The sequence below is a fragment of the Dokdonia sp. Asnod3-C12 genome (genome assembly GCF_045063975.1).
Classification (GTDB): domain Bacteria; phylum Bacteroidota; class Bacteroidia; order Flavobacteriales; family Flavobacteriaceae; genus Dokdonia.
The window spans coordinates 1,378,464-1,404,724 of sequence record NZ_JBEFNY010000003.1; the positions used below are offsets into that span (position 1 = coordinate 1,378,464).

Here is a 26,261-nt window from a genome sequence, read left to right on the forward strand (position 1 = left end):
AAGCGTAATCAAAAATATATTTCAATAAAAAAAGCACCCTTAATGGATGCTTTTTTTTAGTTAAGCTTTTCAGTGAGTTTACTAAATACCTTCTTAGGATCTTTGCCCTTATAAAGAATACTGTGTACCGCCTCTATAATAGGCACACGTGCTTTCTTATCGCGTGATTCGTTGAGTTCTAAAGCGCTTTTGGCAGCATAGTAACCTTCGGCTACCATAGACATTTCCATCTGTGCGCTTTTTACCGTGTAGCCCTTTCCTATCATGTTACCAAACATTCTATTTCTACTAAAAACAGAATATCCCGTCACCAATAAATCTCCTAAATAAGCAGACCCATTAATGTCACGCTTCATCTTGTGGGCACGCTTTACATAGCGCTTTATCTCACGTATGGCATTACTCATCAATAACGCCTGGAAGTTATCTCCATAGCCTAAACCATGTGCAATACCTGCTGCAATGGCATAGATATTTTTGAGTGTTGCCGCATATTCGATACCTATAATATCGTCACTCGTGGTACATTTTATATAATCACTTGATAAATGCTTTGCAATTACTTTTGCATTTTCCTTTTCGGCACATGCAATCGTAAGGTAAGAAAGTCGCTCTAGCGCAACCTCTTCTGCATGACAAGGTCCCGCTATAACCGCTATATTCTCAATAGCAACATTGTGCTCTTCATTAAAATGAGAGCCAACGAGTTTACCACTCTCAGGCATAATTCCTTTTATGGCAGAGACTATGACTTTATCTTTTAGTGACACCGTAAGATTCTTAAGCTCACCTCCTATAAAAGCAGAGGGAACGGCAAAAATTACATAATCTGAGTATGCTACAATCTCATTAATATCATTGCTCAACATAAGCTGCTCTGGCTTAAACTCGACAGAACTTAAATAACTAGGGTTATGCTGCTCACGCTTTATATGTTCTAAAGCATAGCTGCTACGCATATACCAACCTACGGTGTCAAGATTCTCACAGAGCATCTTTACAATCGCTGTTGCCCAGCTACCTCCTCCTATTACGCCAAATGTGGGTTTGCTCATCATCAATCTGTTTAATTCTAATTATGCTACTTACTTCTTCATCACGTTGCCTACCTTTTCTGGTAGTACCTCGTAGCCCATGTTGTATAATGTGAAGCCAAAGATATCTGCATACTGCTCTATGGTTTTTGCTACTGGCGTACCAGCACCGTGACCAGCGTCTGTCTCAATACGTATAAGCACCGGGGCATCTCCTGCTTGTTTTTCTTGAAGCTCTGCAGCAAACTTAAATGAATGCGCTGGTACTACACGATCATCATGATCTCCTGTAGTTACCATAGTTGCTGGATATGATGTTCCCGCTTTTACGTTATGAACTGGCGAGTATCCTTTAAGATAATCAAACATCTCTTTACTATCTTCTGCAGTACCATAATCATAAGCCCATCCCGCACCTGCTGTAAAGGTGTGGTAACGCAACATATCCATTACTCCTACCGCTGGTAATGCTACCTGCATAAGATCTGGACGTTGTGTCATTGTAGCACCTACAAGTAAACCTCCGTTAGAACCACCGCGTATTGCTAAGTATTCTTTTGAGGTATATTTATTATCTATTAGATACTCTGCTGCTGCAATAAAATCATCAAAAACGTTTTGCTTTTGCATTTTAGTTCCTGCATCATGCCATTTTTTACCATATTCACCACCACCTCTTAAATTAGGCACTGCATATACTCCTCCTTGCTCCATCCACACGGCATTTGCAATGCTAAAGCTAGGTGTAAGACTTACATTAAAACCTCCGTAAGCATATAAAATAGTAGGGTTCTTACCATTAAGCTCTGTTCCTTTTTTATACGTGATAATCATCGGTACTTTAGTACCGTCCTTTGAGCTATAAAACACTTGCTTGCTCTCATAAGCTTCCGGATTAAAATCGATGTCTGGTTTGATAAACAGCTCAGAAGTTCCAGATGCGATGTCATATTTATAAATACTACCTGGCGTCTTATAATTTGAGAAGCTAAAGTATAGCTCCTTCTCCTCTTTCTCTGCTCCAAAACCTCCTACAGTACCTACTCCCGGAAGTTCAACATCACGTACAAGCTCACCGTCATAATCATACTGTTTTACTTTTGATACCGCATCCACCATGTAACTCGCAAAAAAAGAACCTCCTCCTGTACTTGGACTTAATACGTTTTCTGTTTCTGGTATAAAATCTACCCAGTTTTCTGGAGTAGGGTTTGATGCATCTACTGTTACAACACGCATATTAGGCGCATCAAGATTAGTCGCTATAAATAGTTTACTACCTATATTTTCCATCACATAACTATCAGATTCTTCGTGATCTAATACAGTTACAAAATCACTAGCTGGCTTTGTAAGATCTTTCATGAACATCTTTCCTCCAGAAGTCGAGTTGCGCGCACTTACTAGCAAATAGCGGTTATCCTCTGTAACCCCACCACCTACATAACGATGCTTCTCTGCAGCTGTCCCGCCAAAAATGAGCTTATCTGTAGCCTGTGCAGTACCCAACTTATGATAGTACAATTTATGCTGATCCGTCTTTGCCGATAGTTCGCTGCCCTTAGGCTTATCATAACTAGAGTAGTAAAAACCTTCATTTTTATACCAAGACATTCCAGAAAATTTTACATCAACCAGCGTGTCTTCTATAATTTCTTTTTTCTCAGTATCCATTACAAGAATCTTACGCCAGTCACTTCCTCCTTCAGAAATAGCGTAGGCAAGTATAGAGCCATCTTCAGAGAAACTTGCTCCTCCTAAAGAGATAGTACCATCTTCGGCAAAGGTATTTGGGTCTAAAAATACAGAAGCAGTACTTGGATCTTCACCCGTTTTGTAACGATAAATAACGTACTGATTTTGAAGTCCGTCGTTTTTATAGAAGTACGTATAATCACCTTCTTTAAATGGCGAACCTACTTTTTCATAATTCCACAAGGTGGATAAGCGCTCTTTGAGCTCTTCACGAAAAGGGATATTCTTTAAGTAATCTTGCGTGGTATTATTCTCACGTACAACCCAATCCATCGTTTCCTCACTACGATCATCCTCCAGCCATCTGTAAGGATCTTGTACTTCTGTGCCAAAATAGGTGTCTACAGTATCTACTTTTTTAGTTTCGGTATAGTTCACAGCAATAGTGTTTTTTGGTGTCGCGGGCGTATCATCACAGCTTATAATAGCGGTTGTAGCAAGAGCGAGAAGAATCAATTTTTTCATAATACGGGTTGTGTTTGATTGCGTATTCAAGATACGAGTTATTACGCTTTCGCGAAAGCATAAAAAAACCCACTCAAAAGAGCGGGTTAAATATAGTATTAAGCATTTTCTAAGAAAACAAATGTCTGTAATTATTCCAATTACGATATATAAAATACCCATTGAGAACTGCTACCAAAAGTGCAGGCATAATGTTAGGTGGGTCTAGTACTGCGTGGAAAAGAACAATATTTACAGAAATAGGAATTAATGCGAGTAACGCCACAGGAAAAATCTTCTTTGTTATAAAGAGAAGTCCTACAATCACTTCTAGTCCTCCTACTAACGGCCACATGTAACCACTATCTGTAAATGCTTGAAAAAGATTTGCTGCGCCTACATTATCTCCAAATTCGAAGTCTGGCATAAACCAGAAAAATTTATTGAGTCCAAAGACAAGAAGCATTAAGCCTAGCCCTATACGTATAATTGTGTTTACTAATTTCATAATGGTTGTTTTTAAATTACAACCTTAGACGATAGACAAAGCGCATAATTACAAAGACCTACTCTTTACCGTCTAGAAGTTGCTGAAACATGTCCTTATATCGAGATACATGTAAACCATCTATGAGACCATGATGCACGTACAATGCAACGGGCATTGTAAAGGTGCCGGGTGATTTTTCTGTAATTTGCCCGTAAGAGATTTTAGGAACGCTATCCTTTGCCTTAAAGAGTCGTGAGTGCGTAATAGATGAAAAATCCATCCACGGTATTGCAGAGCAATGCATCACATCATCTGTATTAATAGGCGGAAAAAGGTCGTCTGTATTTTTGATGCGCTCCACCTCACTCTGCACAGACTTTGTAAAAACCCTTATATCTGCATCATATGGAATATAACTAAAACCAAAGGTTTCATTATCTCTCATGAGCGTTGCACTAGCGCTTATAGTATTTAGTAAAATTACCTCATTATCAGATGTAATGCGATATTTAAAATTCTCAATAGCCATCGCAGCTTCTAGCGACTTGTGGAGGTAGTAGATAAATAAAGATACTCCTTGCTCTTTTGCATGCTGCTTTGCGAGCGTCATATCTACTTGCCAAGTGATCCCGAAATAAGGCTCCTCAAATTGTGAGAAAAACTCAAAATGTGCACGGCGCTTCCAGGTAGAGATATCTATTTTATTCAAAGTAGTTGTGTTTTACACAAATATAAAAAGTCCCTCACGAGGAAGGACTTTTTATAGTATTAAATAAAGATATTCTTAATAGTGTAGAAGTTACACTAAGCCATTAGCTACTAGATATTCTCCTATCTGTACCGCATTTGTTGCTGCACCTTTACGTAAGTTGTCTGATACAATCCACATATTAAGCGTGTTTTCTTGAGAGTAATCACGGCGTATTCTACCTACAAAAACATCATCTTTACCTTCTGCATAAATAGGCATAGGGTATGTATTTGTATCCGGATTATCTTGTACCGTTACTCCAGAGGTTTCATTAAGAACCTTACGAATATCCTTCTCTTCAAAAGGCGCACGCAGCTCTACATTTACAGATTCACTATGACCACCTACCACTGGAATACGCACTGCTGTTGCAGTTACCGCAATAGATCGATCATTTAAAATTTTCTGAGTTTCATTTACAAGCTTCAACTCCTCTTTAGTGTAACCGTTATCATCAAAAACGTCACAAGCCGGTATTGCATTACGATGTATAGGGTAAGGATAAGCCATTTCTCCCTTCTCACCAGTATATTCATTTTCTAATTGCTGTACCGCTTTCACTCCAGTACCTGTAATAGATTGATACGTAGAGATTACTAATCTTTTAATACCATAATCTCTATGTAATGGTGACATTGCAAGTACCATTTGTATCGTAGAGCAGTTAGGATTTGCAATAATCTTATCTTCCTTAGTAAGAGAAGTTGCGTTAATTTCTGGAACGATAAGTTTCTTAGTAGGATCCATTCTCCATGCAGAGCTGTTGTCTATCACGGTTGTTCCCACCTCTGCAAACTTAGGAGCAAACTCCTTAGATGTATCTCCTCCTGCCGAGAATATGGCAATATCAGGTCTAGCTGCAATTGCATCATCCATAGAGTGGATGGTATATTCCTTCTCTTTATATAGCACCTTCTTACCTACAGATCGCTCTGAGGCTACGGGTATTAATTCCGTTATAGGGAAATTACGTTCTGCAAGAACTTTTAACATCACTTGGCCTACCATCCCGGTGGCTCCTACTACCGCTACTTTCATAGTATCGTTTTAAAGAGGTTGTTTTAAAAATGAGCTTCGCTTTCGCGAAAACTTTATAAAACGTCAAAGTTAGTACGCATTAACGATTTATAAGCCGTTGAAACCTTAAAAGTTAGTTAGATATATAACAATACGTCAAACTTTGTTTTAATTACATAAAAAAACCACCTTGTTAGATAAACAAGGTGGTTTAAGTTAGAATATAATAGTGTAGCGGTTGCTACGAGTAATTATTTCTTAAGAGAATCTCTGATTTCTTTTAATAAATCGATTTCAGATGGTCCTGGATCTGCTGCTACTTCTTCTACAACAGGCTTCTTAGTTTTGTTGTAAGCTTTTACAATCATGAAAAGTACAAAACCAACGATAATCAAGTTAATGATTGCATTAATCCAGTTTCCGTACATAATTGCATTTTCTGGAATAGATACTGCTCCGTCAACCATTACTGCTTCATCAAGAACTACTTTTAAATCTGAGAAGTTTACACCTCCAGCAAAGTGTCCTATAATAGGCATCATGATGTCTCCTACAAATCCTTTTACTACAAGTCCAATCGCTCCAGCAAGTATTACTGCTATTGCTAGGTCAATGACGTTACCCGTCATGATGAAATCCTTAAATTCTTTTAACATTGTCAAGTCTGTTTTTTAGGTTAATATGAATCGAAGGTAACTATTTTTCTCAAACCACTTAACAAAAGTTTAAGAAACACGCTTTATCGAAGAATGACACGTTTTACCCGTTGACCGATCGCTGTTAAGAGTTCGTATGAAATAGACTGCATCTCTCCTGCCAGTGTTTCGGCACTTGTAGTTTCTCCAAAAACCTCCACATCATCTCCCTCTTTACAAGCTATACCCGTGATATCGACCATTACCATATCCATACAAACGTTACCTACAATGGGTGCCTTTTGTCCAGCAATCATCACATAGCCTACCCCGTTTCCTAGCGATCTAGAGATCCCATCTGCATGACCTATAGGTAATGTCGCTGTAACGATTTCTTCGGTTGCTTTGTATGCTCTATTGTATCCTATACTCTGACCAGCCTTAATATGATGAATCTGTGAGATTACAGATTTTAATCTTGCTACTGGTTTTAAATTTTTTGTCTCCTCATTATTATTACCGTAACCGTACAGCCCTATTCCTATGCGCACACAGTCAAAATGGGCTCTATGATAGTTAATAACTCCAGATGTATTAGTCATGTGCATGAATGGCACATAATCTAACGCTTGTAAAAGTTCCTTTGAGATGTTTGTAAACTGTAATATTTGATTTAATGTAAATTCTTCTTCGGCAGGATCTTCACTGGCGACAAGATGTGAGAAAAGAGACGCTACTTTTACACTCACATTTTCGCGCAAGCGGTCAAGAATCCATGATACGTCTGTATTTAAGAAGCCTAATCTATTGAGTCCTGTGTTAAACTTTAAATGAATAGGGTAATTTTCTTGGCCTTTTCCTTTTGCAAAAGCTGTAAACAACTCCATCATTCTAGTGCTATAGATGCTAGGCTCTAGGCATCGCTCTATAAGCTCATCAAAGGTATCTGGCTGCGGATGTAGTACTAATATAGGTGTTGTTATACCAGCATCTCTAAGCGCAACACCTTCTGAAACGTATGCCACAGCAAAATAATCTACTCCTAGCATTTCTAGTTCTTGAGCCACAGCTCCAGCATCACTCCCGTATCCAAAGGCCTTTACTACTGCCATCATCTTGACCGAAGGCGCTACCTTTTTTCTTAAATAAGAATAGTTATGACGCAAGGCAGCTAGATCTATTTCTAAGCGTGTTATTGCCATTAGTTAGGATCTTGAGGGGTTTGCCTTGCGTTATTTGTTGTGATTTCTTCGGGAGTTTCTACATCCATCTTACGTAATCTGTCTCGTAACATAGCCTTGAAGTATGCAGCACGAGAGAGTGGTTCATACTCTTCTGTCTCTCCTAGCATCACGATATCCTCACTTTGAGCTTTTCTATAACTATATTGAGCAAGGTTACCTGTACGAGTACAAACTGCATGAACCTTAGTCACATACTCTGCCGTTGCCATTAAATTAGGCATAGGCCCAAAAGGATTTCCTTTAAAATCCATATCGAGACCCGCGACAATCACTCGTATACCGCGATTTGCAAGATCATTACAAACCTGCACAATCTCATCGTCAAAAAATTGCGCTTCATCAATCCCCACCACATCACATCCATCTGCAAGCATAGGTATGTTTGCAGCTGCGGGAACTGGTGTAGAACGTATTTGATTTGAATCATGCGAGACCACCATTTCTTCATCATAGCGGGTGTCTACGGCAGGTTTAAAAATCTCAACTTTTTGTTTTGCAAACTGTGCGCGTTTGAGCCTGCGGATGAGTTCTTCTGTTTTACCAGAGAACATAGATCCACAAATGACTTCAATCCAGCCAAATTGCTCTTTATGATTTACTGTATTTTCGAGAAACATTTTGTACTTTTCTAGACCAAAACGGCAATAATTCCGTTTTATTAATCCCAATGATTAAGGCAGAGGTAAATGTATCAAAATTACGTTGAAACCGCTCCACATATCTCAAAGTTATGAAGAAAACTATAAAGGCAGAACTCGTAAGTATAGCTCATAAAATTCTACAACTACGCGACAATGCAGATTATAAACAACTGGCAGATACAACTAGAAAACTGCATGAAAAGCTCACCGTTCTTGCCTATGCAGAACAGCTTGAAAATGCGGGAAAACCTACTTTGGGACTTAGAGAACTGGAGGAAGTAATGGTAAATGAGGAACTTGCGCCAGCAAGCAAACCATCGCCAACTAATCTAGAAACTCAAACCACTACCACACCTTCTCCTACAAGAACGCCTGCCGAAATACTAGCAGATAACCAAGCTAGATACGCCGAAGCAAAAGGAACAGATGATCACCACAGACCAGATGGCACTCAATACAATGATGACGATGAGCCTGTACATGAGCCTGTGATTGAAAAAATTAAAGATATGTGGCCAGAAATGACTCCTGAGGCTGCAGATATTGATAAGGTAATAGACGCAATCATACCACCTCAACCAGCAGTAGGAAAAGCAGATAGTTTTGAAATAGGAAATGAATATGGCCAAATGCCCATTTTTGAACCTAAAGAAATTACTAATGAAGAAGTAGTAGATGATAAGCCTAAGAACCTTAATGACCGTTTAAAAACTGGTTTAAAAATTGGACTTAACGACAAGCTCTCCTTCATAAAACATTTATTCGCTGGAAGCACCTCAGACTATAATAGAGTATTAAGCCAACTAGAAACCTTTGGCTCTGCAGCAGAAGCCAACACTTTTATCTCTCAGATGGTAAAACCTGATTATAATAACTGGGAAGGTAAAGAAGTACAAGAAACTCGCTTTCTTGAAATTGTGGAAGGAAGGTATTCTTAAAAACTTCACACTGCTCGTAAATAAGGTAGTTAACGACAGATTACAGTAAAAACATATTAAGTTTTGATTAACCATTACGACAAATGCGCAAAAGTGCATCGTTCAACGCTTCCTTTTCAATTCTAAAATCAAAACTAGCTTACTATGAAAGTACAACGTATTATTTACTGGATCACCACAATAGGCATTTGTGCTATCATGCTCTACTCTGCTCAAATGTATTTTAGAAATACAGAGATGGTTGAAGGTTTTTTTAAGGCTCTAAATCATCCTACATATGTTGTGATACCGCTAGCCGTATTAAAAATATGTGCAATCCTTATGTTATTATGGAGAGGAATTCCATGGCTTACAGAGTGGGCTTATGCTGGAATATTTTTTGACGTAGTTCTCGCAACTGCCGCACACTACAAAGCAGATCATGATATCACTTTGACATTAGTTGCATTAGTATTACTACTTGCTTCTTACTTTTTTGGGAAAGAAGTTCGACCTATGTATCGTTAGTTTTACAACTACAAACTATCATTAATCACTAACTTTGCGGCATGTCAAAACTCTACTTAGTCCCTACACCTATTGGTAATCTTGAAGATATGACCTTCCGTGCTATTCGCATACTTAAGGAAGCAGATCTTATACTAGCTGAAGACACTCGCACGAGTGGTAAGCTACTTAAGTATTACGAAATAGGCACACAGATGATGAGTCACCACATGCACAATGAACACCAGACAGTGGATACCATTGTAAAACGTATTCAAGCAGGTGAGGTAATTGCATGTATAAGTGACGCAGGAACTCCCGCCATCTCAGACCCTGGATTTTTACTCACTAGAGCTTGTGTAGAGGCAGGTATAGAAGTAGACTGCTTACCAGGTGCAACAGCATTTGTACCTGCACTTGTAAATAGCGGCTTCCCCAATGATAAGTTTATTTTTGAAGGATTTCTTCCTGTAAAGAAAGGGCGCCAAACTCGCTTTCTAGCACTTCAAGAAGAAACGCGCACGATGATTATTTATGAATCACCTCATAAACTCATAAAAACACTAGGTCACTTTATAGAGTATTTTGGTGCAGACCGTCCAGTTTCTGTCTCTCGAGAGATTACAAAATTACATGAAGAAACTGTACGCGGGACTGCTACAGAAGTACTTGCCCATTATACAAACAAACCTCCTAAAGGTGAGATTGTCATTATAGTAGGAGGAAAAAGCAAGTAGTAAGCTCGTTGAATTATTGTTGTTTGGTACGCTTTCGCGAAAGCGTAACTTTAAAAATTATAAGTCGCCGCCAGTATTAAATTTCTTCCCGCAGCAGCTATTCCAGATGAATATGTGCGGTATCGCTGGTCTGTGATATTATCAAGATTTGCTGTAAAAGACCAACTATCTGAAAGCACATAACGGCTACCTAAACTAAGTTCATACCAGCTAGGCGAGTAAGGGTTACCATCACTATCAAGAGCATATAGGTGGTCATTACTTTGCTGACTAGGAGCAAGTTCATCAAAATCAAAAGAGCCACTATAAGCCACCGAAGCATCTAGCGTCCATTTATTACTAGTCCATATTAAATGGTTATTACCAAAAAGCGGCGCCACGTGCCTAAACGGAATGTAACTACCATCTTCATCTTGTTCTACACCACTCGTATAATTAAACTGCCCTGTAAGCTTTAAGGTTTTAGAAAGCTTTGCATTTGCGCCTATTTCTATACCATAAACCTCAGCTTTTGAGGCATTCTGTATTGCTTGTACATTGCTTAATTCACCTTGATATGCTATCTCTGTCACGCCATCAAGATCAAAATCACGACGTACTAATGCATTCTCCAGCAATGTGTAATAACCGTTTACATCCAGCCTTAGTGCGTTAGAAAAATTGAAATTAAATCCTAGTTCGCCATTGTAAGCATACTCAGATTTAAGATTAGGATTAGGCACTACCACAGATCCTGGTTCGCTATCAAAAATCTTACCCACATCATCAATGTTAGGTGCTCTAAACGCTGTTCCTAGATTTGCTTTGAGGCTTACTGCCTTAGAAATTTCATGAGTGACACCTATGCTTCCTGTAAGATTTCCAGTACTTAAATCTGCTTTGTCAAAAGGCAGTGCAAAAAACTCGTTGTTATCAGAAAAATCGGCTGCAAGTAGTATGTGGTTATATCGCAATCCAGATTGCAGGCGCGTCTTCTCTGTAAGTTCTAATTGTATAGTCCCGTAGGCAGCGAGAGACTGCCATGTAGATCCGTCTGGATAACGAGAAGCCTGATTGCTTATAGTTCCTGTAGTGATATCTGTTACTTGACCATTAGATCCTACTTTATTATGTACATACTCTAGTCCATAAAAGACTTTATTACGCTTTGACTTCAGGTTTTTTGTAAAATCTAAGCCTACAGAAAAAGCATCTACATTCTCATCTGTTTCAAAAAAATCTGTTCCGCCAAAATCCCGGTCGTTTCTACTTTCCTTAGAGTTTTGGTACGTTATGGTTGCTCTTGCACGATTGTAAAAACTCCCATATCCTTCTTTATCAATCTGGAGGTTAGTCATAAACCACTGTTGCGGTCCATAAAACCACTCTGCTGCTCTAAACTCTCCATCTCTTTTTCTCGTTAATCTATCATAACGATCATAATCTGAAGTGGTGGCATAAATAAGACCTAGGTTAAAATCCCAAGTATCGTTAGGCCTAAAACGCACTTTTTGCATCAAGTTTAATGAGTTAAAAGCTGAGCCTTCTTGTATTAAAGGATCATCATTAACCACGGCGGTATCAACGCCGTCTATAATTTTTACAAAATCAGTGCGTAAATAATCATCTGGACCGTGCTTCCCTTGACGCTGGTCATCATAATCTGAGTAGCTTGCACTAGTAAGAAAAGACCAGTTGCGCTTACCTATATTGATATCAAAATGTCCTGTCCTTTCATTATTTGCAGTATTTACACGTGCGACAGCAGTACCAGTAACTAAGTGATTTTCTGTAAATGAAAGCTTAGGCTGCTTTGTATAAAAGTTCATTACTCCTCCCACGGCATCACTACCGTAAATTACAGATCCTGGACCTAGTAGCACCTCTGTACGATCTATAGTAAATGGATCTATTGAGATTACATTCTGTACGTTTCCACCTCTAAAGATTGCGGTATTAAAACGAACGCCATCTAACGTGATGAGTAACCTATTTGTAGAGAATCCTCTTATCAAAGGACTGCCTCCACCTTGCTGACTTTTTTGCACAAATACAGAGCCACTTGCCTGTAGTAAATCTGCTGCTGTTTGTGGGTTTGCGCGCTGTATATCTTCAGAAGAGATCCCTACAATTTTTTGTGGAACATTTTTTCGGCTTTGTGCAAATTTGCTTGCAGAGAGCACAATTTCCGTAAGCTGATTGTCCTTCTGCTTTAAGAAGATTCTGTTAGAAAGTGCTATGATCTGAGCTTTGCTGTATTGCGCGTCTTTATGTGCGACTTCTTGAAAATAAAGGATTTCCGCTTTCGCGAAAGCGGTCACATCTGCTCTCCCATCAAAATCTGTGAGAGCACTTTTACTTTTATCTTTATTAAAAATAGCAACTCCTATTATAGGTTCGCGCGTGTCTACATCAAGCACCGTGATTTTTTGGGCTTGTACAGAGACAGCTACTAATAAGAGTAGGGTAAAAAGTATGCGCATTTTAGCTGAAAATTGAGTTGAGCACCGCTAGTGATCTAGGTTTTTTAAAACCGTGTAAATGTAACTCATAATACTGTAATAGCATGTTGAGAAAAGAGGTGCGCTGTTTTTGGTTTAGTTTGATAGAAATTAGTGCATCAAAATTTGTGCCCAAGAATAACTTTAACAACTCGATATCCTGCCCAGAACGGCAGTAAATACTTGCTCCTAGATTTTCAAACATCCCGTCCATCAAGTTAAAGTACTCATGCTGAACCTCTGAGTCATCAGGATAAAAACCTAAGTAGCTGCTTAGCTTCAAAAGAAATAATAAATGAAAATTTGCAATCGTATTATTTAAATCTAGCCATAAGCTAGCGTTCACTATAAAATCAAAGAGAGGTACGTTTTCTTCTTCCTCTTGCACAGAAGATCTAAGTACATCTGCAATAAAAAAAACAATGGCACTTTTTGCCACTTCCGTATGTAAACTCGTGTAATGCGTGACCACTTTTGCCTCGCGTATACTTTCTAAAGTTCCCTTATCCTTATGATTTGCTTCAATCTCTAAATGTGTGAGCGGCTGGAACATGGCAACTCGAAGCTTACCTTTCTTTGATTTTAAAACTCCTCTAATAAGGTAAGATTTGAGTCCGCTACTTTTTGTAAAGGCTTTTACAATGAGATCTGCCTCTCCATATTTGAGAGCAGAAAATACAATGGCTTCTGTTTTTACTAGCATTATCTAATGATCATGACTTTCTCAATGGTAGTTTCTTGCAACTCTTCTGGAGGTCCCGTAATAATAATAAGGTAGACTCCAGAGGCAACTTTATGTCGCCCAAAAGCAGTAGTATCCCACTCAATGCTTCCTCCCGTGGTGTTTTCTTCATAGACCAGATTACCCACTAAATCTGTAATCTTTACATTAGTATTTGCAGTAAGCCCTTCAATACGCACATTACCATTAAACCCAGGCCTTACGGGGTTTGGGTACACGAGCACTTCTTCAAGATCTTCGGCTGGTGCGGTGGAGGAGCCATCAAAAGCTACCATTCCTCTTATCGTACCAAAATACACACTACCGGTTTCTGGATCAATTGCTACAGATTGTACCGTGTTTGAAGGAAGTGGTGAATTATCTGTTGTAAAATGAAAAATCGTTTCTTGACCATTAGGACTCACATAAAACACTCCTGAATCTGCAGTGGCAAGCCACTTATTATTTGCGCCATCTACGATAATGTCTGTCACTACCTGATCATTAAGTAGCTCTTGAGCAATGCCATCTTGTAATATTATGATAGCATTTGCACTTACCTGAGGATTTTCAAAGAGTTGTGAAGGACCAAATAATACTCGCAAACCTAATCTTGTGCCTACCCACAGCGCTCCGTTTCTATCTACGGCTAGTGATCGTATATCATCTATGGGAAGGTTTCCAGCGCCATCCTCGCCTGCTAGACGAGCAAACGTATTTGTACCTGGATTAAAAGCAATAACACCTCTTCTATCTGTCCCCACAAAAATATTACCATCTGGGGTAATAGCAACAGCATCTAAGTTTGCATCTTCACCAGCAAGAATCTCTTCTGTATTAAATGGAGTAAACTGTCCGCTAGGAGAAACTCGTTGTAAACCTAATACAGAACGCGCATTAGTCACCCAGAAATTACCTTCATTATCAAATGCTCCTCCATTTACTCTTACATCATTTGTCGTGGTAGCCACCGGTAAAAGCGGACTATTATTTTCATCATAGAGAATACTTGGAGTTTCATCTATAATCTCCACAAGTCCTCCATTAAAAGAGCTAGCATATAATCGGGATGGATCTTGATCATTAATGGCAATGTGCACAAAGTTGCTCGCCCCAAAAAAATCTTCCTGCGGAATAAAACTCCATCCCTCTACCTCACTATAACGACTTATCCCTTGCCTTTTAAGTGGGAATGGATTGTATGAAACAGTATAATCACCAAAAACAGACCACACAGAACCCGTACTTGCTGCTACGTCAAAATGTGCATTTTCTAACGGTCCATTAGGTAATAAACGGGTTATGTCTCCCGGAGTTGTGATATTAAAGAGAGCCACACCAGACCCTAATGTTCCTATATACACAGCACTATCTTCTATAATTGCAGTGGCATATATAGGGTTGAAATCTTCTATAGCCCCATAATTTTGAACTTGGGTACCAGTTACATCATATATAAGAACACGAGCGTTTAATGTTACTGTAATATTTTCATTGTTAGATCGCACATCTATAATGGAAGTTGGAAAATTTTGAAAAACAGAAAAATCTAATCCGTCAGATGAGACTAGAAGACCATTATCCTCTTGTAAGTAAAGGTTATTGTCAAATTCTATAATTTTCTCAAAAGCGCCATTTCGAGTTGTCTCCCAGTTATTAAAGTCTATAAGATTCTCGTTTGCAACGAGTGCCCTACGTAATCCACCATCTAGGGTTGCGGCATAAATATATGGTTCTTGTACAGCAGTACTACCTATATCTAAAAGCCCACCATTATTGCCAATAAAATAGGAGTCATCAAACTCAAGTCTCTCTACATCATAAAGTGATACCCCAAAACCTGTAGCTATATAGACAAATCCGTTATATTCTTCAAAGTGGTTGATACGCTTGCGATCTGGCGGAATGGCTGGTTTATTAAAAATATCTACAACCGTAAGTACATCAGAAGTATTACCTACAATTACATCTATCACTCCATTTTCATAACCCACGAAGAGCGTGTCAAAACTCTCACTATAATATATAGAAGAGATTAAATTACCAGAAAGACCATTTACCGTAGTTCGGTTTGTGGTAGTGCCATCTAGTGTATTATAAATAAAAACCGCATTCTCAGATGCTACATACACCTTATCATTACCAGAGGTGATACCAACGGTTTGGTTATAAGAAAAATGTGCTGTCCAATCTTCAGAAAAATCTTGTGCCACCGCAATAGATGAAACCAAGAATACAATAAGAAGAAGACGTATGTTCACAGCAAGAAAATCTTATTTATTTAAAACGATCAAATGTACAATTATTGCACTATGAATCGAAATGAGGCATTTACATATATTAGTATGATTTTATGTAGAAGTACGCTTTCGCGAAAGCGTAACAAAAAAAAGGGTAGCCTAAGCCACCCTTTTTAAAAACTATATAAAGCAGTTATTATACTACTCCTTGTGCTAGCATTGCATCTGCGATTTTTACAAACCCTGCAACGTTTGCTCCTTTTACGTAATCTACGTAACCATCTTCATCTTTACCATAAGTTACACATGCTTCATGTATATCAAGCATAATGTTGTGTAGCTTCTCATCTACTTCTTCTGCTGTCCAGTTGTAACGTAAACTGTTTTGTGACATTTCAAGTCCAGAAGTAGCAACTCCTCCAGCGTTTGAAGCTTTTCCAGGTGAAAACAAGATTTTTGCTTTGTGGAATACTTCAATTGCTTCTGGTGTACAAGGCATGTTTGCTCCTTCAGCAACACAGATACATCCGTTATCTACTAAAGTTTTTGCTTCATCACCGTCAAGCTCATTTTGAGTTGCACAAGGTAAAGCCACATCTACTTTTGTTCCCCAAGGTCTCTTACCTTCATGGTACTCTGCAGAAGTATACTTTTCTGTGTACTCGCTTATGCGGCCACGTTTTACATTTTTAAGCTCCATTATAAATGCTAGCTTCTCTGCATCAATACCATCGTTATCTACGATATATCCTCCAGAGTCTGACATAGTGATTACTTTACCACCTAATTGAGTTACTTTTTCTGTAGCATATTGAGCAACATTTCCTGATCCAGAAACTGCAACTTTTTTACCTTCAAAAGTTTCTCCTTTAGTTTTAAGCATACTTTGTGCAAAATATACGTCTCCGTATCCTGTTGCTTCTGGCCTCATTAATGAACCACCGTATGATAATCCTTTTCCAGTAAGAACTCCCGTAAATTCATTACGAAGTTTCTTGTACTGTCCAAACATGTATCCTATCTCACGGCCTCCTACTCCAATGTCTCCCGCAGGTACATCTGTATTAGGGCCTATATGACGAGAAAGCTCGCTCATAAAGCTTTGGCAAAAACGCATTACTTCTGCATCAGATTTTCCTTTTGGATCAAAATCAGATCCACCTTTACCACCACCCATAGGTAATGTAGTAAGGCTGTTTTTGAAAACTTGCTCAAAACCTAAAAACTTAAGAATACTAAGATTTACAGATGGGTGGAAACGAAGACCCCCTTTATAAGGACCAATAGCGCTGTTAAACTCTACACGGTATCCTCTATTAACCTGTATCTCTCCAGAATCATCTGTCCATGGCACACGAAACATAATCGTACGCTCTGGTTCTACCATACGCTCAAGAAGTTTCTTCCCTTGATATTTAGGATTTTCTTCTATAAAAGGTATTACAGTTTCTGCTACCTCGTGAACGGCCTGCATAAATTCTGGCTCGTTTGGGTTGCTCTTAGCAACATAATCGACAAATTTTTTAATGCTGTCTGACATAAGTTTAATCTATTGTGAGAATGTATTTTACAAATCAATTTTTACTGGTTACAAATATACGGTATCCTTGATTTTATGCGCATTTTTTTTAGAATATCACAATGAACAAATCAACAAGTAAGATTAAACTTACAAGAAATGGGGAATATACTTGGAAATTTCGGTGTTTGACATTATTTCATATATTTGTCTCACTCAAATTACCTACTTATGAAAGCCAAGTACCTACTGTTGGCATTGCTATCTTTTATGATGGCGCATCAGAGCTTAAATGCTCAATTTGGATTTTCGCACGAACTTGGCGTGATTGCGGGTCCAGTTGCATTCCAAGCAGACTATGGTGAGCGTGGTAATCAAGAAACAAATATAGGCAATACAGGATTTGGAGTAGGTATCGTTCACTACCTAAACTTCTCATATCAAGCAGATTGTAACTGCTACTCCCGATACACGTATTTTAATGATCACTTTAAAGTTCGTAATGAAATTGATTATCATTTTACAAACCTTAATAATTTTGGTCCAGAAACAGACGACAATGATTTTGGTGGTTTAAGACTACGTAATCACAAAGGAAAAGCGAGCGTTCTAGAAATAGGTTCTCATTTAGAATATTACCCACTTAGCATAAGAGACTTTGCAGCAGGAGCTTTTAAATTTGCTCCATATGTGAGTCTTGGTGCCCACTTTGTTTCTTATAATCCTAGTGCAACTACTGATTTGAGAGCAGATGGGAATATTTTTGGACAAGTGCTCAACCCCTACACTCAGGATCCTTTTGACACGGGACCTGCTATAATTGAAGGCTTTAATGTAGGTGATGGCGAGTTTGGGACAGGAGTTGACACACAACCTGGAACAACCTGGGCAATCGCAGGAAGTATAGGGACACGATATAAACTAAGCGTACTAAGTGATCTTAATTTAGATTTGAGATGGCACTACTACTTTTCTAACTGGGTAGATGGACTTAACCCTGACCCAAGACCTGACAATAAAGTGAATGACTGGATTTTCTGGGTCAATGTAGGATACATCTATTACCTAGATTAACTTATTATAAAGAATAAACAGAAAAGCGACTTTGATAATTTCAAAGTCGCTTTTCTGTTTTACAAGGTTAGTTTTCTAGTGCCTGTTTAAGATCTGCTATGAGATCTTCTTCATCTTCAATACCCACGCTTAGCCTCACTAAGGAATCTTTGATTCCGAGTTTTTCTCGTTCTTTTTTAGGGATAGAACCATGAGTCATTGATGCTGGATGACCTGCAAGCGACTCGACACCCCCTAGGCTTTCGGCAAGCGTGAAAATTTTTAATTTCTCTACAAAGCTTACAGCACCAGCAAGAGAATCTTGCTTAGTAGTAAATGAAATCATAGCTCCGTAGTCCTTCATCTGTCTTTTGGCAATATGATGATTAGGATGATCTTCAAAGCCAGGCCAGTATACCTTATCAACCATAGGATGAGACTTAAGATAGTGAGCAACAGCCTTGCCATTCTCGCAGTGTCGTTGCATACGCACATGTAAGGTTTTTATACCACGCAATGCCAAGAAGCTATCTTGAGGTCCACTTATCGCCCCACTTGCGTTTTGTATAAAGTACAATCTATCTGCCAGTTCCTTGTCCTTAACAATAAGAGCACCCATAACCAGATCGCTATGACCCCCTAAATACTTTGTGGCACTATGCATCACAATATCGGCACCTAAGTCTAGTGGTAATTGCAAATAAGGGGTTGCAAATGTATTATCTACAGCAAAGAGCACCTTGTACTTTTTTGATATTGATGAAACTGCCTCAATATCAATAATACTCATCATCGGATTTGTAGGCGTCTCTACCCAAATGAGCTTTGTGTTTTCATTTATATATGTCTCTATATTCTTTACATCTTGCATTCCAACAAAGTGGAACTTTATGCCAAAACCTTCAAATATCTTAGTAAAAAGCCGATACGTACCACCATAAAGGTCACTCGTTGAGACCACCTCATCCCCCGGCTTGAGCAATTTCATTATTGCATCTATTGCAGCAAGTCCAGATGCAAAAGCGATTCCGTATTCTCCATTTTCTATACTCGCAAGCGACTGTTCAAGCGCATGACGCGTTGGGTTTGCAGAGCGACTATATTCATATCCCTTATGACCGCCTGGAGTAGACTGTGCATAAGTAGAAGTTTGGTATATGGGAGGCATAACAGATCCATAAGCCTTATCTGGATGCTGTTTCCCGTGTATTGTCTTAGTATTAAATTTCATTGTAGTGTTCTTTAAGTAAAAAAGCTCTTTCTCCTTACATCGTAAGAAATATAAAAATACAATAACTGATGACAAGCCATCATGATTATAAGAAGGAGTGGTCTCCTAGTATATGTTGCTTTTATTTTGAGAGCATATCAACTACCTTTATCTTATGAAAAAACTGCTCCCTTCTATACTTGTAATTATTCTTTTTATAAGCTGCGAAAAGACAATCACCTATACATCTAGTACAGATAGTTATTCTACAAAAGACTTTGCTATTTGCAATAGCCAGCCTTGTCCAGAAATTGCACTATCGATTCTCAATATGGAAATACCAGAAGAAGCTGCTATCACCGTTAATAACTGGGTTCAGACTTCTACTATAAATACACTTTATAACGAGACAGAAAGTTCACCTAGCTCTATTAATGACGCCATTGAACTCTATATTAATAACTCACAAATATCATATCCAGAAACTACAGAACTTTCGGACGCTCATGAAATCACTATAGATTCTGCGATATCATTTGGTTCTAACAACTTACTATCAATAGTATTCTATTCATATCAATTTATGGGCGGTGCGAGTGGTTTTGATAACGAAATGTATCTCAATATCAATCCACAAACTGGTAAGGAATATAGAGATGACGATTTGCTCGATGATGATTTTTACGCTTTCGCGAAAGCGCAATTTGAAAAAGAATATCCGCAAGAAACATTTGACGTTACACCATCAAACCTTCCCGATAGCTACCTAAAAGAAGTAGGGTTTACCGAAGAAGGTATTGTTCTTATTTATAATGATATGGGTGTGTCCTCATTTAATATGGAAGATAAGCAGATTACTATCTCTTGGGAACTTTCTCAGGATTACCTTAACCTTTAACGAGTCGAGATAACTGTATAATACACCCTAGATGTAAACCTTCGTGAAAGTTATTAAAATCAAGTCCATGCTCTACTTTTGACAATGTTCCTCCCGAGGTAGAAAGCGTATATTCTTTAAAATCTTTAAAAATACCCGCCTCATAATCTTTTTGAAGTGTCTTAAGAGTATCAAAAAGCATCTCGTGTATGAGGTTTAGTTCCTCTTGAGTTACATCTTTTTCTGGCTTTGTACCCTTCTTATAACTATTAATAAACTCCATAGATACAGCTGGGGTGAGACCAGAAAGTCCGTAGGTAAGAAGTTGTTGTGTAGCGATGCTATGACCTATATTCCAAATAATATTATTGTTGAAACCATCAGGTATTTTATTAAGCTCTTCAAGTGTGTGACTCTTAATAAAACGCTCTAGAAGGTGGCGGTTTTTTAGGCAAATATCAAAGGTGTATTCCATTGGGTTTAATTTTCCTTAAAAATAATTCATTTTAGTAGAGATAGGCGGTATTTTTATACTGTAATTGAAATACACCACCTTATTTTGAAGAAAATCTACCACCTCTCTACTTGTAATACTTGCCAGCGCATCATTTCTGAAATTAACCCTAGTGATGATGTCATTATGCAAGACATTAAATCTGAGCCTATGACGTTATCTCAAGTAGAAGAGATGAAAGAAATGGAAGGGTCTTATGAAGCTCTTTTTAGCAAGCGAGCACAATTATATCGTAAACGCGGTCTTAATGAACAGACACTATCTGAAGATGATTATAAAAATCTTATTCTAGAGCATTACACTTTCTTAAAACGACCTGTAATGATTGTAGAAGATAAAATCTTTGTGGGAAACAGTAAGAAAGTAGTTGCTGCTGCCGTTGAAGCATTTGCAAAATAGTTAAATATGAGTAAGCGTCATCTCGCCTTTCTTGCAGCCTTTGGCGCTAGTTTTATTTACGGTATTAATCACACGCTAGCAAAGGATTTGATGCCCACCTACATCGAGGCGTATGGATTTATTATGCTTAGGGTACTAGGAGCAGCGGTTCTATTCTGGATTACAAGTTTGTTTTTTCCTTCAGAAAAGATAGAACGTAAAGACTGGTGGCGTATGCTACTTTGCGCACTCTTTGGGATGACCATAAACATGCTCATGTTTTTTAAAGGGCTACAACTATCTACTCCCATAAATAGCAGTGTGGTGATCACATTATCTCCCGTCATATTGCTTGTGCTTTCTGCTATATTTTTAAAAGAAAAGATCACTTGGCTTAAAGGTTCTGGTATTGCTATAGGTCTAGTGGGCGCATTGGTTTTGATCCTCTTTGGCGCCAAAACACAAGAAAATGCCCCTAACATTACGTTAGGTAACATGCTCTTTATGATTAATGCTACTGCCTACTCTGTTTATTTAATTCTTGTAAAGCCACTCACCGCAAAGTACTCGTCAATTACCTTAATGAAATGGTTTTTCCTTATTGCGGTATTTACAAACGCACCTATCGGGCTTCCTCAATTTCTTGAGGTATCCTGGAGTACATTACCTCCTAATGTCATAGGAGTCATGGCTTTTGTGGTAGTAGGTACGACCTATCTTACATATCTCTTTAATGTATTTGCTTTAAAGCAGCTTAAACCATCAACTATAGGCGCATTTATATACCTGCAACCTCTTATCGCAACCATTGTAGCGATTATCTTAGGTGCAGATACGCTTACTACTATTAGAATTATTGCTGCTGCACTTATTTTCTTAGGTGTATATTTAAGTACTAAACGAAAAAAAGCAATTGCCTAAAATAACCACTCAAGAGTTTTTTACTATAAACGACATCCCTGACACCACCTTCAGAGAATTAGGTTGTGATCAAACCTTTTACTTTTCAAAACTATTTTTGGCTTCTTTTGAAGAGGCAAATAACACGATAGATTATCGGTATTTAGTTTTCATGAGTAGAGAGAAACCTATCGCTATCGCTATTCTCCAGCGTGTGCGAGTTTCTCTTGAGAGCGCATCAAGTAATCTTCCCTATTATCAAAAACTAGCCAAATCTGTACAATGCTACCTAAGCAATAAAAAAACGCACATTCTAGTTTGTGGGAATGTATTTTTAAGCGGGGAGTATGGGATATGGGTTAAACAAGGAATAGATAGAAGACGTATTTATGATATGCTTTCGCGAAAGCTTAAAACACTACAAAAAACCACTAAATCAAGTGTTTGCTTTTTGAAAGACTTTAATGCCACACAAGACACCGCTGCCAGTGTAGTAGAAAAACAGCACTTTCAATCATTTGCCGTCGAACCTAATATGCACGTAAATGTTGCTTGGAAAGATTTTGAGGATTACAAAAGCTCTTTAAAATCAAAATACCGTATAAAAGTTAATAAGGCAGACTCGTCTAGTAACGCTCTTATACAAAATTCACTTACAGCGAACGAAATAAGAACTCATAAAGAAAAACTTAAATCCTTATATCTAGATGTTGCAGAGAAAGCCTTGTTTAACACTGCTTTTATTGACATTGAAACCTACGCATTACTTAAAGAGCGGTTTCCCGAAAATGTAATCATTAGCACCTACAGTAAGAAAGGGGAAATAGTAGGATTCTCAACCGCTTTTTTACATGACGAACAGCTCAGCGCTCATTATGTTGGGCTTGATTATACTGTAAATAAAACAGATGCCATCTACCCAAGAATGTTAAACGATTATATTCGATTAGGTCTTTTACTAGGGGTGAAAGACATTAACTTAGGCAGAACTGCATCTGAAATTAAAAGTACTCTAGGAGCAACGCCAGAGCACTTAAGATGTTATATAAAACACCGTCGTACTGTGGCAAATATGTTTTTTAAACCATTTATACGCCAGATTAAAATGACAGAATATAAACAACATAACCCATTTAAAATTTAAATTCAATAGCATCTACTTAGCGTAGATACTATTATATCTTCATTAAATTATGGTTATCAATCTACACTAATATTGAAAAATTTAAGTAAGCTGCTATTCATTTGATCTTCGTTAAAATCTCAGTAAACTCCTCTCACATCTATATTTTTATAAACTAGATATTGCTAAATATAGTAAAAAAGTGTTAAAATTTTTAACACTTTTTTTAACATTCACATAATTAGCAAATATATTTCTAAAAAAACTTCACTACATTTATTGCGAACAACTAAAAATCAAAGACTTATGAAGACTAATGAAATTGCAAATAATTTAGTGAGCTGGTGTAATGAAGGTAATTATGAGCGTTGCTATAAAGAATTATACAGCCCTGATATTGTAAGCTTGGAACCCGCTTGGGCAGAAAATGCGCGTGCAGAAGGAATGCAAGAAGTTGCAAAGAAAGGAGAATGGTGGGAAAATACTTTTGAAGTACACAGCAGTAAAGCCAGCGAGCCTACAGTGGCAGATAATTGGTTTTCTGTGCGTTTTGATATGGATACTACACATAAACCTAGCCAGCAGCGTTCACAAACATCTGAGCTTGCCGTATATCAAGTAAAAGATGGAAAGATTGTACAGGAGCAGTTTTTCTATGATATGCCTGGACAATAAATAAAAAATCCCGGGTTTACAATGCGTTTGTACATTATATACCCGGGATTTCCTTATTAATGCTTGCTATTACTTATCTATAGGCGTTTGCCCGTGTGAGCGCATGTCTTCCTTAGTAAGAATTTTAAAGTCTGGTGTTTTTGGTGCATTCTCGAGCATAGGTGTTAATGCTTCTGGTAGTCCGATAGTTTTACGAGTAGTAAGATCAATCCAAGCTCCCATCATGCTTCCGCGAGCTAGGTTTCTTCCCTTGTAATCGTAAAAATTGTGTACAAACTTAAAAAACATACCATCTTCACTAGCTCCACCTAGTTCAAACGTTACGGTAATAGGTTTACCTTGAAAAGCTTCTTTAAAGAAGAACAACTGCTCATGAAAAATCACCGGTCCTATATTATGAGTTACCATTTCTCGCTGGCTTAGTCCGTTCTCAATCATAAAGCCCATACGAGTATGAGACATAAAATTTACATAGGCAGAGTTTGCTAGATGACGATTTGCATCTATATCACTCCATCGTATATCAAATTCCTTCGTGTACATATTATAATTATTTAATGCGCTTATGCGCTATGGTTAGTGCTACTTAGTTTGTAAAATTACAATTTCAAAATCTTTTATAGACTTAAGAATAGGTTAAGAATCCCGACGCAATACCCCAAACGCGTTGTGTACAATTTGCTGTAAAGTATCGCGATTTCTCAAAAATATCCCTGTGGTACGTATACCTTGAAAAGTGCAGAATAGAAAATAAGCATACTGTGATGCAGACTGCTTTGTATTTATAAGGTGTGCATCTTGCCCTTCTTGCACTAAGCCCTTAAAAAACTCTATTCTGTGCTCTTGCATCTTCTCGAGATAATCTCTTATTGACTCGTCCTCCCTACTAAGCTCCACTTTACAGTTTATACTAAAGCAACCTCTTCCTTGGCTATCTTTTACAATCTCCTCTATAAAATTTTCAAATACAAAACGAATTCCCTCTAGCGGATTAGATGCTCGTACTAAAGCATTTGTATATATCTTTTCATTTTCTTCTTGGTACTGTATCAATAAGGTTTTATAAATGGCTTTTTTATTGCCAAACGAGTTGTAAATACTAGACCTATTAAGTCCCGTAACTTCTACAAGATTACTCATGCTCGTACCATTATATCCTTTTTGCCAAAACAAATCTCTTGCTTTTGCTAGTACAATTTCTCTATCAAAATCTTCTGTTCTAGGCATTTTATGAAGTTATAATCTTGATAAATATAATTGGAATGTTTGTTTCATAAAAGAAAACATTAAATAAAACTACTTTCTATAGGTTTGATTATTACGCTTTCGCGAAAGCTTAATTCTACCTATTTTTATAATCTCTTAATAGTTTTTTACTAATAGTACACCACCTTACATAATGCCCATTGTACCCTCAAGTTTTCGCGCAAGCGGACTTTTTAAAGACCCACATTTTTCGACCATTTATTCTGCAAAGATTAGACGTGTAAAAGGGATCACGCAGACTCGTGAGCGCATGGAGCTTCCAGATGGAGATTATATAGATATAGACTGGACACTAGCCGCGACACCACAAGAAGGTAACATTAAAAAAGTTGCAGTATTACTACATGGACTTGAGGGAGACGCACAGCGACCTTACATACTAGGCACCGCAAAATTGTTGAGCAATCATGGTTATGATGTGGCTGCCATAAACTTTAGAGGATGCAGCGGTAGCCAGAATAGACTGTATAGATCATATCACAGCGGCGATACCGGCGATATTAGATTTGTAGTAAACACACTCGTTACTAGAGCATACAGCCATATTAATCTATATGGAGTAAGTCTAGGTGGCAATGCAGTACTCAAGTATCTAGGAGAGCAAGATCACATACCCTCACAAGTGACTTGTGCTGCCTGCATAGGTGTTCCTGCAGATCTTAAAGCCTCTCTTGAACAACTTATTAAGAGAGAAAACATCGTATATCGAACTTCATTTTTAGTGCATCTTAAAGCAAAGTATCGCAAGAAGATGCAGCAGTTTCCTGATAAGATGAATAAGGAAGACTATAAAAAAATCAATAGCTTAAAACGCTTTGACGATCTGTATACCGCACCCGCACATGGCTTTGAGGATGCACTTGATTATTATGCCAGAGCAAGCAGCTTTGACTACCTTGATAAGATTACTGTACCTACCCTTATTCTCAATGCAAAGAATGATAGCTTTCTTCACGGTGATTGCTATCCTATAGCACAGGCAAAAAACTCTAATAGTATACACTTAGAAATGCCAGACCATGGAGGTCATGTAGGATTCTATATGAAAGGAGAATTTTACTATAATGAACTGCGTACTCTTGAGTTTTTTCAAAAAAATATGGAGTAAAAAGTATGCGTTAGTTATCTTTATA

At 38.0% G+C, this 26,261-nt stretch carries 26 protein-coding genes; 10 read left to right on the top strand and 16 right to left on the bottom strand.

What is annotated here, in order from left to right:
- Nucleotides 1–56: 56 nt before the first annotated feature.
- The 8 genes from ACJJVW_RS06315 to ACJJVW_RS06350 form a co-directional block, all read right to left on the bottom strand.
- Complete coding sequence (locus tag ACJJVW_RS06315) at nt 57–1,058, bottom strand: NAD(P)H-dependent glycerol-3-phosphate dehydrogenase (RefSeq protein ID WP_298323667.1); 1,002 nt, start codon at nt 1,056–1,058, stop codon at nt 57–59.
- Between the two features lie 27 nt (nt 1,059–1,085).
- The gene (locus ACJJVW_RS06320; protein ID WP_405251090.1) at nt 1,086–3,254 is read right to left on the bottom strand and encodes a prolyl oligopeptidase family protein; all 2,169 of its coding nucleotides are present in this window, start codon (nt 3,252–3,254) and stop codon (nt 1,086–1,088) included.
- Nucleotides 3,255–3,363: 109 nt separating this feature from the next.
- The gene (locus tag ACJJVW_RS06325) at nt 3,364–3,741 is read right to left on the bottom strand and encodes a DoxX family membrane protein (RefSeq protein WP_298323664.1); all 378 of its coding nucleotides are present in this window, start codon (nt 3,739–3,741) and stop codon (nt 3,364–3,366) included.
- A 58-nt stretch (nt 3,742–3,799) separates the two neighbouring features.
- On the bottom strand, nt 3,800–4,432 hold the full coding sequence (locus ACJJVW_RS06330; protein WP_405251091.1) for a CatA-like O-acetyltransferase: 633 nt from the start codon (nt 4,430–4,432) through the stop codon (nt 3,800–3,802).
- Between the two features lie 90 nt (nt 4,433–4,522).
- A complete protein-coding gene (locus ACJJVW_RS06335) occupies nt 4,523–5,512 on the bottom strand; it encodes an aspartate-semialdehyde dehydrogenase (RefSeq protein ID WP_405251092.1) in 990 nt (329 codons plus the stop codon).
- Between the two features lie 230 nt (nt 5,513–5,742).
- Complete coding sequence (gene mscL, locus ACJJVW_RS06340) at nt 5,743–6,147, bottom strand: large conductance mechanosensitive channel protein MscL (RefSeq protein WP_298323659.1); 405 nt, start codon at nt 6,145–6,147, stop codon at nt 5,743–5,745.
- Nucleotides 6,148–6,230: 83 nt separating this feature from the next.
- Nucleotides 6,231–7,328 (bottom strand): alanine racemase, encoded by a 1,098-nt coding sequence (alr, locus tag ACJJVW_RS06345; RefSeq protein ID WP_405251093.1) that lies wholly within the window; start codon nt 7,326–7,328, stop codon nt 6,231–6,233.
- Nucleotides 7,328–7,987: a thymidine kinase gene (locus ACJJVW_RS06350; protein WP_298323655.1), complete on the bottom strand. Its 660-nt coding sequence runs from the start codon at nt 7,985–7,987 to the stop codon at nt 7,328–7,330. The genes alr and ACJJVW_RS06350 overlap by 1 nt, the downstream gene beginning before the upstream one ends.
- 113 nt (nt 7,988–8,100) lie before the next feature.
- On the opposite strand from ACJJVW_RS06350, the gene ACJJVW_RS06355 reads away from it, so the two are divergent.
- The 3 genes from ACJJVW_RS06355 (at nt 8,101) to rsmI (ending at nt 10,172) form a co-directional block, all read left to right on the top strand.
- A complete protein-coding gene (locus ACJJVW_RS06355) occupies nt 8,101–8,949 on the top strand; it encodes a hypothetical protein (RefSeq protein WP_405251094.1) in 849 nt (282 codons plus the stop codon).
- Between the two features lie 144 nt (nt 8,950–9,093).
- The gene (locus ACJJVW_RS06360) at nt 9,094–9,456 is read left to right on the top strand and encodes a DoxX family protein (protein WP_405251095.1); all 363 of its coding nucleotides are present in this window, start codon (nt 9,094–9,096) and stop codon (nt 9,454–9,456) included.
- Between the two features lie 41 nt (nt 9,457–9,497).
- On the top strand, nt 9,498–10,172 hold the full coding sequence (gene rsmI, locus ACJJVW_RS06365; protein WP_013750800.1) for a 16S rRNA (cytidine(1402)-2'-O)-methyltransferase: 675 nt from the start codon (nt 9,498–9,500) through the stop codon (nt 10,170–10,172).
- A gap of 50 nt (nt 10,173–10,222) precedes the next feature.
- Here rsmI and ACJJVW_RS06370 read toward each other — a convergent pair whose 3' ends face one another.
- The 4 genes from ACJJVW_RS06370 to gdhA all read right to left on the bottom strand — a co-directional run bounded on the left by ACJJVW_RS06370 (nt 10,223) and on the right by gdhA (nt 17,153).
- Nucleotides 10,223–12,634: a TonB-dependent receptor plug domain-containing protein gene (locus tag ACJJVW_RS06370; protein WP_405251096.1), complete on the bottom strand. Its 2,412-nt coding sequence runs from the start codon at nt 12,632–12,634 to the stop codon at nt 10,223–10,225.
- Between the two features lies 1 nt (nt 12,635).
- Entirely contained in the window at nt 12,636–13,355 is a 720-nt protein-coding gene (recO, locus tag ACJJVW_RS06375; protein ID WP_405251097.1) for a DNA repair protein RecO, read from the bottom strand.
- Nucleotides 13,355–15,634, bottom strand: coding sequence for a two-component regulator propeller domain-containing protein (locus ACJJVW_RS06380; RefSeq protein WP_405251098.1), 2,280 nt, complete (start codon nt 15,632–15,634; stop codon nt 13,355–13,357). The genes recO and ACJJVW_RS06380 overlap by 1 nt, the downstream gene beginning before the upstream one ends.
- Before the next feature lie 175 nt (nt 15,635–15,809).
- Nucleotides 15,810–17,153 (bottom strand): NADP-specific glutamate dehydrogenase, encoded by a 1,344-nt coding sequence (gene gdhA, locus ACJJVW_RS06385; protein WP_405251100.1) that lies wholly within the window; start codon nt 17,151–17,153, stop codon nt 15,810–15,812.
- A 210-nt stretch (nt 17,154–17,363) separates the two neighbouring features.
- Here gdhA and ACJJVW_RS06390 point away from each other — a divergent pair, with 210 nt between their 5' ends.
- Nucleotides 17,364–18,206, top strand: a complete 843-nt coding sequence (locus ACJJVW_RS06390; protein WP_405251101.1) for a THC0290_0291 family protein — start codon at nt 17,364–17,366, stop codon at nt 18,204–18,206.
- 67 nt (nt 18,207–18,273) lie between these two features.
- On the opposite strand, the gene ACJJVW_RS06395 is transcribed toward ACJJVW_RS06390, so the two are convergent.
- Entirely contained in the window at nt 18,274–19,416 is a 1,143-nt protein-coding gene (locus ACJJVW_RS06395; protein ID WP_405251102.1) for a cystathionine gamma-synthase, read from the bottom strand.
- A gap of 154 nt (nt 19,417–19,570) precedes the next feature.
- On the opposite strand from ACJJVW_RS06395, the gene ACJJVW_RS06400 reads away from it, so the two are divergent.
- Complete coding sequence (locus tag ACJJVW_RS06400) at nt 19,571–20,293, top strand: hypothetical protein (protein ID WP_405251103.1); 723 nt, start codon at nt 19,571–19,573, stop codon at nt 20,291–20,293.
- On the opposite strand, the gene ACJJVW_RS06405 is transcribed toward ACJJVW_RS06400, so the two are convergent.
- On the bottom strand, nt 20,283–20,747 hold the full coding sequence (locus ACJJVW_RS06405) for a DinB family protein (RefSeq protein ID WP_405251104.1): 465 nt from the start codon (nt 20,745–20,747) through the stop codon (nt 20,283–20,285). The two genes, ACJJVW_RS06400 and ACJJVW_RS06405, sit on opposite strands and share 11 nt — an antisense overlap.
- 84 nt (nt 20,748–20,831) lie before the next feature.
- On the opposite strand from ACJJVW_RS06405, the gene ACJJVW_RS06410 reads away from it, so the two are divergent.
- The 4 genes from ACJJVW_RS06410 (at nt 20,832) to ACJJVW_RS06425 (ending at nt 23,862) form a co-directional block, all read left to right on the top strand.
- Nucleotides 20,832–21,185 carry an arsenate reductase family protein gene (locus ACJJVW_RS06410; RefSeq protein WP_298323631.1) on the top strand — a complete coding sequence of 118 codons (354 nt, stop codon included), beginning with the start codon at nt 20,832–20,834 and terminating at the stop codon, nt 21,183–21,185.
- Between the two features lie 6 nt (nt 21,186–21,191).
- Entirely contained in the window at nt 21,192–22,085 is an 894-nt protein-coding gene (locus ACJJVW_RS06415) for a DMT family transporter (RefSeq protein WP_405221906.1), read from the top strand.
- Nucleotides 22,078–23,208 carry a peptidogalycan biosysnthesis protein gene (locus ACJJVW_RS06420; protein WP_405251105.1) on the top strand — a complete coding sequence of 377 codons (1,131 nt, stop codon included), beginning with the start codon at nt 22,078–22,080 and terminating at the stop codon, nt 23,206–23,208. Before ACJJVW_RS06415 ends, ACJJVW_RS06420 begins: the two co-directional genes overlap by 8 nt.
- A gap of 285 nt (nt 23,209–23,493) precedes the next feature.
- A complete protein-coding gene (locus ACJJVW_RS06425; RefSeq protein WP_405251106.1) occupies nt 23,494–23,862 on the top strand; it encodes a SnoaL-like domain-containing protein in 369 nt (122 codons plus the stop codon).
- A gap of 69 nt (nt 23,863–23,931) precedes the next feature.
- On the opposite strand, the gene ACJJVW_RS06430 is transcribed toward ACJJVW_RS06425, so the two are convergent.
- The gene (locus tag ACJJVW_RS06430; protein ID WP_405251107.1) at nt 23,932–24,405 is read right to left on the bottom strand and encodes an acyl-CoA thioesterase; all 474 of its coding nucleotides are present in this window, start codon (nt 24,403–24,405) and stop codon (nt 23,932–23,934) included.
- Nucleotides 24,406–24,498: 93 nt separating this feature from the next.
- Nucleotides 24,499–25,089, bottom strand: coding sequence for a TetR/AcrR family transcriptional regulator (locus ACJJVW_RS06435; protein ID WP_405251108.1), 591 nt, complete (start codon nt 25,087–25,089; stop codon nt 24,499–24,501).
- Nucleotides 25,090–25,261: 172 nt separating this feature from the next.
- Between ACJJVW_RS06435 and ACJJVW_RS06440 the strand changes: the two genes are divergently transcribed.
- Nucleotides 25,262–26,236: a YheT family hydrolase gene (locus ACJJVW_RS06440; protein WP_405251109.1), complete on the top strand. Its 975-nt coding sequence runs from the start codon at nt 25,262–25,264 to the stop codon at nt 26,234–26,236.
- Nucleotides 26,237–26,261 lie beyond the last annotated feature (25 nt).

What these genes read in the sequence shown, in the direction of transcription:
- ACJJVW_RS06315 (WP_298323667.1), bottom strand. Translation starts at nt 1,058, where the DNA reads ATGATGAGCAAACCCACATTTGGCGTAATAGGAGGAGGTAGCTGGGCA.
- ACJJVW_RS06320 (WP_405251090.1), bottom strand. Translation starts at nt 3,254, where the DNA reads ATGAAAAAATTGATTCTTCTCGCTCTTGCTACAACCGCTATTATAAGC.
- ACJJVW_RS06325 (WP_298323664.1), bottom strand. Translation starts at nt 3,741, where the DNA reads ATGAAATTAGTAAACACAATTATACGTATAGGGCTAGGCTTAATGCTT.
- ACJJVW_RS06335 (WP_405251092.1), bottom strand. Translation starts at nt 5,512, where the DNA reads ATGAAAGTAGCGGTAGTAGGAGCCACCGGGATGGTAGGCCAAGTGATG.
- mscL (WP_298323659.1), bottom strand. Translation starts at nt 6,147, where the DNA reads ATGTTAAAAGAATTTAAGGATTTCATCATGACGGGTAACGTCATTGAC.
- alr (WP_405251093.1), bottom strand. Translation starts at nt 7,328, where the DNA reads ATGGCAATAACACGCTTAGAAATAGATCTAGCTGCCTTGCGTCATAAC.
- ACJJVW_RS06350 (WP_298323655.1), bottom strand. Translation starts at nt 7,987, where the DNA reads ATGTTTCTCGAAAATACAGTAAATCATAAAGAGCAATTTGGCTGGATT.
- ACJJVW_RS06355 (WP_405251094.1), top strand. Translation starts at nt 8,101, where the DNA reads ATGAAGAAAACTATAAAGGCAGAACTCGTAAGTATAGCTCATAAAATT.
- ACJJVW_RS06360 (WP_405251095.1), top strand. Translation starts at nt 9,094, where the DNA reads ATGAAAGTACAACGTATTATTTACTGGATCACCACAATAGGCATTTGT.
- rsmI (WP_013750800.1), top strand. Translation starts at nt 9,498, where the DNA reads ATGTCAAAACTCTACTTAGTCCCTACACCTATTGGTAATCTTGAAGAT.
- ACJJVW_RS06370 (WP_405251096.1), bottom strand. Translation starts at nt 12,634, where the DNA reads ATGCGCATACTTTTTACCCTACTCTTATTAGTAGCTGTCTCTGTACAA.
- recO (WP_405251097.1), bottom strand. Translation starts at nt 13,355, where the DNA reads ATGCTAGTAAAAACAGAAGCCATTGTATTTTCTGCTCTCAAATATGGA.
- gdhA (WP_405251100.1), bottom strand. Translation starts at nt 17,153, where the DNA reads ATGTCAGACAGCATTAAAAAATTTGTCGATTATGTTGCTAAGAGCAAC.
- ACJJVW_RS06390 (WP_405251101.1), top strand. Translation starts at nt 17,364, where the DNA reads ATGAAAGCCAAGTACCTACTGTTGGCATTGCTATCTTTTATGATGGCG.
- ACJJVW_RS06395 (WP_405251102.1), bottom strand. Translation starts at nt 19,416, where the DNA reads ATGAAATTTAATACTAAGACAATACACGGGAAACAGCATCCAGATAAG.
- ACJJVW_RS06400 (WP_405251103.1), top strand. Translation starts at nt 19,571, where the DNA reads ATGAAAAAACTGCTCCCTTCTATACTTGTAATTATTCTTTTTATAAGC.
- ACJJVW_RS06405 (WP_405251104.1), bottom strand. Translation starts at nt 20,747, where the DNA reads ATGGAATACACCTTTGATATTTGCCTAAAAAACCGCCACCTTCTAGAG.
- ACJJVW_RS06415 (WP_405221906.1), top strand. Translation starts at nt 21,192, where the DNA reads ATGAGTAAGCGTCATCTCGCCTTTCTTGCAGCCTTTGGCGCTAGTTTT.
- ACJJVW_RS06425 (WP_405251106.1), top strand. Translation starts at nt 23,494, where the DNA reads ATGAAGACTAATGAAATTGCAAATAATTTAGTGAGCTGGTGTAATGAA.
- ACJJVW_RS06430 (WP_405251107.1), bottom strand. Translation starts at nt 24,405, where the DNA reads ATGTACACGAAGGAATTTGATATACGATGGAGTGATATAGATGCAAAT.
- ACJJVW_RS06435 (WP_405251108.1), bottom strand. Translation starts at nt 25,089, where the DNA reads ATGCCTAGAACAGAAGATTTTGATAGAGAAATTGTACTAGCAAAAGCA.
- ACJJVW_RS06440 (WP_405251109.1), top strand. Translation starts at nt 25,262, where the DNA reads ATGCCCATTGTACCCTCAAGTTTTCGCGCAAGCGGACTTTTTAAAGAC.